The following is an 8,368-nucleotide window of genomic DNA, read 5'->3' on the forward strand; positions in this document are numbered from 1 at the left end:
CTGATTTCTGGCGATACGCCGCGTGTCGCCTCGGCCAGACCGGGGACCCGCCGACCATGGACGGAGCGCCGGTCGACACCGACGCGCGGAAGCGCTCCGACCTCGCCAGGGCCTGTGCTGACCCGGGTGCGCCACCCACCGGCGGGTAGGCGGCCGGCCTACTTCGAGGGCGGGCTCAGCCCAAGGGCCGGCTCAGCTCAGCGCGTCCCGCATGGGCGCGAGCTTGGCCTCCGACTCGGCGAGCTCGGCCGCGGGGTCGGAGGCGGCGACGATGCCGCAACCGGCGAACAAGCGCAACGAGGTGGGGCCGGTCACGGCGGCTGACCGGAGCGCGATGCCCCACTCCCCGTCGCCGTCGGCGCCCATCCATCCCACCGGGGCGGCGTAGCGGCCGCGGTCCATGCGCTCGTGCTCGGCGATGACCTCGGCGGCGTCGAGCGTCGGGGTGCCGCACACGGCCGCCGTCGGGTGCAGGGCAGCCGCCACGGCGAGCGAGCTCATCTGCGCGTGCGCGGGGTCGAGCACCGCCGTGACGTCGGTCGCGAGATGCATGACGTTCGGCAGGTGCAGCACCGACGGCGTCTCGGGGGCCGACGTCGAGGCCACGAACGGGCGCAGCGACGCCGTGAGCGAGTCGACCGCGAACTCGTGCTCCTCCAGGTCCTTCGACGAGCGCGCCAGCGCTCCGGCGCGTGCGAGGTCGCGCGCGTCGTCACCCGTCCGCTGGATGGTCCCGGCCAGCACCCGTGACGACAGCAGCCCGCGCTCCCGGCGCACCAGCAGCTCGGGGGTGGCGCCGATCATGCCGTCGACGGCGAACGTCCAGCAGCTCTGGTACTCGGCGGCGAGCCAACCCAGCACCCGTCGGGCGTCAGGTTCGCCGTCCAGGTCCGCGATCACGTCCCGTGCCATCACGACCTTGCCGACGGCGCCCGACCGGATCACGTCGATGACCTCGCGGACGCTGTCCTGCCAGTCGGCGGCGGCGAGCGCGCCGTCGCTGAACCTCACCCGGGTCGGGGCACGCAACGGCTCGACGGCGGGCAGCAGGTCCGCGGCATCGCCCGAGGGCGGCAAGGCGCCGGTGCTCATGGTGGTGACCCAGCTGACACCGTTCCGGCGCCCGATCACGATCTCGGGAACCACCACGACGCCGCCGGCGCGCGATCGCCGGGAGAACGCGAAGGAGCCGAAGCACACGGGGCCGGTCCCGGGCAGCCCGACCGTGTCCCGGACCACCGCACCGGCGACCATGTCGGACCAGGCGGCGTCCGCGTCGGCGAACCGGCTCTCGCCGGAGGTCTCGAACCGGGCGAGCTCGCCGAGCCCGATCAGCCCGTCACCACGGCGGACCCACGACAGCGCGCGGCCCAGTCCCGCGGTCGGCAGCCGCTCGAGCAGGTCGCCGACATCAGGCACCTCCACGGTGCGTGCGACAAGCGTGTGGGCGAGCGGCAGAGACATCGCGCTCAGGGTATGTCGCAGCGCGACGCCCGGCGAAACCGGGCCCGACGTTCCTCACCGCGGCCGGGTCGGCACGGCATACTCACCGGGATGAGCACGCGAGCGCACCCGTGAACCGCTCCGCCCTGCTGACCGGCGCCCTCGTGGCCGGGGCGCTCGGCATCAGCGGCCTGGTGGTCGGCGCGATCTGGCCGTGGCTGACAGCTCCCGCCGGCGTGATCGGTGACCTTCCCGCCCCCTCGCTGCTCTGGCTGGCCGTGCTGGCGGCCGGCGCCGGGTTCATGCTCGGTCTGCTCGGCGTCCGGCCGCTCGGGATGCTGCTGCCCGTCCTGGTCGCCGTCGTCGCCGTGGTGGTGGCCGCGCTGACGACCGACCCGAGCTGGATGTGCGTGGACGGCTTCGACGACGAGGGCAACATGGTCGGTGGCTGCGAGGAGGACGAGTGGACCCTCGCGCCGGTCGCCTCCGCCGCCGGCCTGGCGCTCAGCTCCGTCGGCACGGCCCTCGCCGGGGTGTGGGCGCGACGTCAGCCGCGCTGATCCGCCAGCGACACCGTGAGCAGACCATCGCCGCGCGGTGAGGCCTGCACGATCTCGGCCCCGGGGTGCAGGCCCGGATCGGATCGATAGCGCTCCAGCAGCGCGGCCTCCGCGTCGAGGTCGCCCGCGTCGGAGGCGAGCAGCAGCGCCGCGACCTCGTCGGCCCACGCCGCGTCCTCCTCGGTGACCGGGGTGCCCGGGACGCCGATCCGGCCCCACCCGTCCCACAGCAACAGCTCGTCGCCGAACCGGTGGGCCACCTCGAAGATCACCTCGTCGAACACGAACCGCTCGCCGCGCAGCAGCGTGTCGTGGGGGTCGACGCCATAGCGATCGGCATCCACCGTGCCCGCTCGGTGCCCGGCCCACACCTGCGCAGCGGTGACGAACCCGGTCGAGCCCAGCTCCGCCGTCGGGATGTCCGTGGGGTGGGGGAGCGCGGCGAAGTCGCTCCCGATCTCGGGGTCGAAGCGGCGCCAGCGGCCGTCGAGCCACGCCTCCGCCACCACGTGGTCCGCGTGCCATCCCGGATGGAAGTAGCCCGCGTAGCCGACGCGCGACCGCGCCGGCACCCCGTGCGTCCGCAGCGCCGCCACGCACAGCAACGTGTGGTCGCGGCAGCACCCCTGCAACCGCGCGGTCTCCGCTCGTGGCTCCGCGAGCGGGGTGCCGTGCCGCTCCTGGTCGGTGGCGAGCATCCGCTCGACCCATCGCAGGTTGATGTCGTCCTCGGTCTCGGCCGGCAGGTCGAGGCCCTCGGAGCGGTAGTGGACGATCACGTTCCGCGCGACCGCCGAGAGCTCGGCGAGATCCGTGGGGAGCGCCTCCAGCAGCCCCGCGTGCGCGCCCGGATCCGAGTACGGCGTGTGCTCTGCGTGGTCGACGACGGCGTGCGGGCTGGTCATGGATCCCACCTTCGCGCACGCCCGCTCCGGGCGCACGCGGTTATCCCCCGAGGGGGTGCCGGTGCTGTCGGCACCCGCGGTGCGGAACAATGGCCGCCATGTCCCGCGCCCACCTCGACAAGGATCCCGCCGCCGTCTCCGGCATGTTCGACGGGGTCGCGAAGAACTACGACCTCACCAACGACGTGCTGACCTTCGGACTCGACCGCCACTGGCGTCGCGAGACCGTCAAGGCGATCGACGCGCTCCCGGGTGAGCGGGTCCTCGACCTGGCCGCAGGGACGGGCACCTCGAGCGAGCCGCTCGCCGACGCGGGTGTCGACGTCGTTCCCTGCGACTTCTCGCCGGGCATGGTCGAGGTGGGGCGACGACGTCGACCCGACCTGCCGTTCGTCGTCGGCGACGCGACCGACCTGCCGTTCTCCGACGGCGAGTTCGACGCCGTCACGATCTCGTTCGGGTTGCGCAACGTCGTCGACACCGACAAGGCGCTCAGCGAGATGCTCCGGGTGACCAAGCCGGGGGGCCGGCTGGTGATCTGCGAGTTCTCCACGCCCCCGAACGCGCTCTGGCGCGCCGGCTACCGCTTCTACAACACGAACGTGCTGCCGCTGGTCGCCCGCGCGGTGTCCTCGAACACCGACGCCTACGACTACCTCAACGAGTCGATCGCCGCCTGGCCCGACCAGCGCGCGCTGGCGCGCAAGATCGCCGCCGCCGGCTGGATCAAGGTCGGCTACCGCAACCTCTTCGGCGGTGTCGTGGCCCTCCACCGGGCCAGCAGGCCCACAGCCTGAGGCGCCCGGGAAGGAACGCGGCAGACCTCGAGCCGGAGCGCAGCGCGACGGCCGGGCGGCAACGCCCGGACGGCGGATCGCGGGACGTGATCTGCGTCACCGACCACCAGCGCTCAGCCCGTTCTGGGGCGCCGGAACGCGGGGGAGCGGGCGCTTCGCGATGCAAGAGCAGCGGCGGATCGGCGCTAAGGTCGGGAGGCGTGCGCGTTCGGTGCAGGAACCGTGACCGACTCGCGCAATAACAGGGATTTTAGCAACTTCGAGATGCTGGAAATGGCAGGTGCTGACGTGGTCCGGACCATGGACGACGACGCCGACGTGATCGTCGTCGGCGCCGGTCCAGCAGGTTCCTCGGCCGCGCACTACCTGGCCGCGGCGGGGCGGTCGGTGATCCTCCTCGAGAAGGCCACCTTCCCGCGCGACAAGGTGTGCGGCGACGGCCTCACCCCACGTGCGGTCTCCGAGCTCGTCCGGATGGGCGTGCCGATGCGCCCCGAGGACGGCTGGATGCGCAACAAGGGTCTGCGCGTCATCGGTGGCGGTCACACCCTGCACCTGCCCTGGCCCGAGATCGAGCGGTACCCCTCGTACGGGCTCGCCAAGGCACGCACCGGCCTGGACCAGACGCTCGCCCACCACGCTCGCGCGACCGGCGCGAAGCTGATGGAGGGCGTCAGCGTCACCGGACCGGTCATGGACGACAGGACCGGCCGGATCGTGGGCGTCACCGCGCGCAAGGTCGATGCCCGCGGTCGCAAGATCGCCGGAGACGAGGGCGCGAGCCCCGACCTGGTGCTGCGCGCACCGGTCGTGATCGCGGCCGACGGCGTCTCGGCGCGCCTGGCCACCTCGATGGGCATCACCAAGAGCGACAACCGCCCGATGGGCGTGGCCGTGCGCACCTACTTCCGCACGCCTCGTCACGACGACGAGTGGATGGAGTCCCACCTCGAGCTCTGGGAGGGCGAGCCACGCAAGTCGGCGCTGCTGCCCGGCTACGGCTGGATCTTCCCGCTCGGTGACGGCACCGCGAACGTGGGCCTGGGCTCGGTCTCCTCGACCGCCAGGGCCACCCAGCTCGACTACCGATCGCTGCTGGAGACCTGGATGCGGAACGCGCCGGCGGAGTGGGAGTTCACGCCCGAGAACCAGATCGGTCCGGTGCGCGGCGCGGCGCTGCCGATGGCGTTCAACCGCAAGCCGCTGTACCGGCGCGGGCTGGTCCTCGTCGGTGACTCCGGCGGCATGGTCTCCCCGTTCAACGGCGAGGGCATCGCGTACGGGCTGCAGGCGGGCAGGATCGCCGCCGACGTGATCGGCCAGGCGCTGGCGCGGGAGACCGCAGCGGAGCGCGAGCGCACGCTCGCGACGTACGCGAGCCGCATGGCCGACGACGTCGGTGGGTACTTCCAGCTGGGGCGGGCGTTCGTCAAGGTGATCGAGCGTCCCGAGGTGATGCGCATCTGCACCACCTACGGGCTGCCGCGCAAGCACCTGATGCGGTTCGTCCTCAAGCTTCTCTCCGACAGCTACGACACCCGCGGCGGGGACGCCTCCGACCGCATCATCACCGCGCTGACCAAGATCGTGCCGGCAGCATGACGGCACCAGCGAGGAAGATCCGAGGAACCCGATGACCAACCCCTTCATCCCGATCCTGGTGATGGCAGCGCTCGCGCTGCTCATGGCCATCGGTGGCGTCGCCGCGTCCGCCGTCATCGGTCCGAAGCGCTACAACAAGGTGAAGGTCGACGCCTACGAGTGCGGCATCCAGCCGAGCCCGCACGCGATGGGCATGGGCAGGTTCCCGATCAAGTACTACCTCGTCGCGATGACCTTCATCATCTTCGACATCGAGGTGGTCTTCATGTACCCGTGGGCGGTCGCCTTCACGGAGCTGGCCATGTTCGGGCTGATCGCGATGCTCGGCTTTTTGTTCCTGATCACGGTGCCCTTCATCTATGAGTGGCGCCGTGGCGGACTGGACTGGGACTGAGGTGTGCCATGAGCTTTGACGAGAAGAGCCCGGCAGGATTCGCGCTGGCCAAGGTCGAGGACTTCGTGGGCTGGGCCCACAGCGCCTCGCTGTGGCCCGTGACGATGGGCCTGGCGTGCTGTGCGATCGAGATGATGGCCTTCGGCACCCCGCGCTTCGACGGCTCCCGTTTCGGCATGGAGGTCTTCCGCGCCTCGCCGCGGCAGGCGGACCTGATGATCGTGTCCGGGCGCGTGAGCCACAAGATGGCGCCGGTCGTGCGGACCGTCTACGACCAGATGGCCGACCCGAAGTGGGTCATCTCGATGGGCGTGTGCGCCAGCTCGGGCGGCATGTTCAACAACTACGCGATCGTGCAGGGCGTCGACCACGTGCTGCCGGTCGACATCTACCTGCCCGGCTGCCCGCCGCGCCCGGAGATGCTGATCCACGCGATCCTCGAGCTGCAGAAGCACGTGATCAAGGGGCAGGCCTTCGGCCCGCACCGCAAGGAGATCGCGCGCAAGGCCGAGGAGGCCGCCCTCAACGCCACCCCGACCCACGAGATGAAGGGTCTGCTGGCATGACCGAGGAGAACGTCCAGGCCGATGGCGACGGCCAGCCGGAGCAGGTGCAGGAGGTCGCACGAGCCAAGCGTGCACCGCTCGACCTCGTCGACGTCCGCACCGGCATGTTCGGTGCGGCAGGCACCGGGGACACCTCCGGCTTCGGCGGGCTGGTGCGCACCATCGCGATGCCCGGGCCGAGCGAGCGGCCCTACGGCAGCTACTTCGACGAGATCGTGGACCTCCTCGCGGAGGTCCTCGGCGAGCAGGGGATCGCGTTCGACGACGCGATCGAGAAGGTCGTCGTGTTCCGGGACGAGCTCAGCCTGTTCGTGGCGCGCGAGCACCTGCCTGCGGTCGCGCGGGCGCTGCGGGACGACCAGGACCTGCGGTTCGAGCTGTGCCTGGGCGTCTCGGGCGTGCACTACCCCCACGACACCGGGCGTGAGCTGCACTGCATCTACCCGCTCAACTCGGTGACGCACAACCGCACCGTCCGGCTCGAGGTCGCCGCACCCGACGCCGACCCGCACATCCCCTCCCTCGTCGAGATCTACCCGGCCAACGACTGGCACGAGCGCGAGGCCTACGACTTCTTCGGCGTGATCTTCGACGGCCACCCCGCCCTGACCCGCATCGAGATGCCGGACGACTGGGTAGGCCACCCGCAGCGCAAGGACTACCCCCTCGGCGGCATCGAGGTGGAGTTCAAGGGCGCGACGATCCCGGCACCCGACAACCGCAGGAGCTATTCATGAGCGCTCCGACCAACGCCCCGCGCGCGACCGCCGGAGCCGGCGCCGCCGGCACCGAGGGCGTCCACGAGTTCACCGCGGTCGGCGGCGACTGGGACGCGATCGCCGCCGACGCGGCTCGCCTCGGTGACGAGCGCGTCGTCGTCAACATGGGTCCGCAGCACCCCTCGACCCACGGCGTGCTGCGCATCGTGCTGGAGATCGAGGGCGAGACCGTCACCGAGGCGCGTGCGGGTATCGGCTTCCTGCACACCGGCATCGAGAAGAACATGGAGTTCCGCAACTACACGCAGGGTGTGACATTCTGCACCCGCATGGACTACGTGGCTCCGCTGTTCCAGGAGGCCGCCTACTGCCTCGCGGTCGAGAAGCTGCTGGACATCACCGACGACATCCCCGAGCGCGCGACGCTGATCCGGGTGCTGATGATGGAGCTCAACCGGGTCTCCTCGCACCTGATCGCCATCGGTACCGGCGGCAACGAGCTCGGCGCGACCACGATGATGACGGTCGCGTTCCGTGAGCGCGAGGAGATCCTGCGGATCTTCGAGGCGGTCACGGGGCTGCGCATGAACCACGCCTACATCCGCCCCGGCGGTGTCGCCCAGGACCTGCCGCCCGGCACTCCCGCGCGGATCCGCGAGATGATCCCGAAGGTCCGCAACGGCATCGGCGAGCTCGAGAAGCTCACCCTGGCGAACCCGATCTTCCTCGGCCGGACCAAGGGCGTCGGCTACCTGCCGCTGGCCGGTGCGATGGCGCTGGGCGCCGTCGGCCCGATCGCGCGCTCCGCCGGCCTGCCCTACGACCTGCGCAAGGCGCAGCCGTACTGCGGCTACGAGACCTACGACTTCGAGGTCCCCACCCACACTGACTCCGACGCCTACGCCCGCACGGTCGTGCGGTTCGCGGAGGCGCGTGAGTCGCTCAAGATCGTCGAGCAGGTCCTCGACCGGCTCGAGGCGCAGGACCGCGCCGGCAAGCACCCGGTGATGGTCGCCGACAGGAAGATCGCCTGGCCGGCGCAGCTGGCCGTGGGGTCGGACGGGCAGGGCAACAGCCTCGACCACATCCGCCAGATCATGGGCACCTCGATGGAGTCGCTGATCCATCACTTCAAGCTGGTCACCGAGGGCTTCCGCGTCCCGGCGGGCCAGGTGTTCCAGCAGATCGAGCACCCCAAGGGCATCCAGGGCGTCCACCTCGTCTCCGACGGCGGCACCCGGCCCTACCGGGTCCACTTCCGTGACCCGTCCTTCAACAACCTGCAGGCGCTCGGCATCATGTGCGAGGGAGGCACGATCGCTGACGTGGTCGTCGCCGTCGCCTCGATCGACCCCGTGCTCGGAGGCGTGGACAGATGAACG

General features: G+C 71.1%; 9 protein-coding genes. 7 read left to right on the forward strand and 2 right to left on the reverse strand.

Going from position 1 to position 8,368, the window contains the following annotated elements:
- Positions 1–192 precede the first annotated feature (192 nt).
- Positions 193–1,464: an isochorismate synthase gene (locus tag GPA04_RS10115; protein ID WP_156223972.1), complete on the reverse strand. Its 1,272-nt coding sequence runs from the start codon at positions 1,462–1,464 to the stop codon at positions 193–195.
- Between the two features lie 110 nt (positions 1,465–1,574).
- Between GPA04_RS10115 and GPA04_RS10120 the strand changes: the two genes are divergently transcribed.
- Positions 1,575–2,003, forward strand: coding sequence for a hypothetical protein (locus GPA04_RS10120; protein WP_156223973.1), 429 nt, complete (start codon positions 1,575–1,577; stop codon positions 2,001–2,003).
- Here the strand turns inward: GPA04_RS10120 and GPA04_RS10125 are convergent.
- Positions 1,991–2,908: a transglutaminase domain-containing protein gene (locus GPA04_RS10125; protein ID WP_156223974.1), complete on the reverse strand. Its 918-nt coding sequence runs from the start codon at positions 2,906–2,908 to the stop codon at positions 1,991–1,993. The genes GPA04_RS10120 and GPA04_RS10125 overlap by 13 nt on opposite strands.
- A 98-nt stretch (positions 2,909–3,006) precedes the next feature.
- Here GPA04_RS10125 and GPA04_RS10130 point away from each other — a divergent pair, with 98 nt between their 5' ends.
- The 6 genes from GPA04_RS10130 to GPA04_RS10155 all read left to right on the forward strand — a co-directional run bounded on the left by GPA04_RS10130 (position 3,007) and on the right by GPA04_RS10155 (position 8,365).
- Complete coding sequence (locus tag GPA04_RS10130; RefSeq protein ID WP_156223975.1) at positions 3,007–3,705, forward strand: demethylmenaquinone methyltransferase; 699 nt, start codon at positions 3,007–3,009, stop codon at positions 3,703–3,705.
- 264 nt (positions 3,706–3,969) lie between these two features.
- Positions 3,970–5,307, forward strand: a complete 1,338-nt coding sequence (locus GPA04_RS10135; protein ID WP_494546206.1) for a geranylgeranyl reductase family protein — start codon at positions 3,970–3,972, stop codon at positions 5,305–5,307.
- A gap of 31 nt (positions 5,308–5,338) precedes the next feature.
- Entirely contained in the window at positions 5,339–5,701 is a 363-nt protein-coding gene (locus GPA04_RS10140) for an NADH-quinone oxidoreductase subunit A (RefSeq protein ID WP_156223976.1), read from the forward strand.
- Positions 5,702–5,709: 8 nt separating this feature from the next.
- Entirely contained in the window at positions 5,710–6,267 is a 558-nt protein-coding gene (locus tag GPA04_RS10145; protein ID WP_156223977.1) for an NADH-quinone oxidoreductase subunit B, read from the forward strand.
- Positions 6,264–7,004 (forward strand): NADH-quinone oxidoreductase subunit C, encoded by a 741-nt coding sequence (locus GPA04_RS10150; RefSeq protein ID WP_156223978.1) that lies wholly within the window; start codon positions 6,264–6,266, stop codon positions 7,002–7,004. Before GPA04_RS10145 ends, GPA04_RS10150 begins: the two co-directional genes overlap by 4 nt.
- Positions 7,001–8,365, forward strand: coding sequence for an NADH-quinone oxidoreductase subunit D (locus GPA04_RS10155; RefSeq protein ID WP_156223979.1), 1,365 nt, complete (start codon positions 7,001–7,003; stop codon positions 8,363–8,365). Before GPA04_RS10150 ends, GPA04_RS10155 begins: the two co-directional genes overlap by 4 nt.
- Positions 8,366–8,368: the final 3 nt, after the last annotated feature.

The organism is Pseudactinotalea suaedae (assembly GCF_009733815.1).
GTDB lineage: Bacteria > Actinomycetota > Actinomycetes > Actinomycetales > Beutenbergiaceae > Pseudactinotalea > Pseudactinotalea suaedae.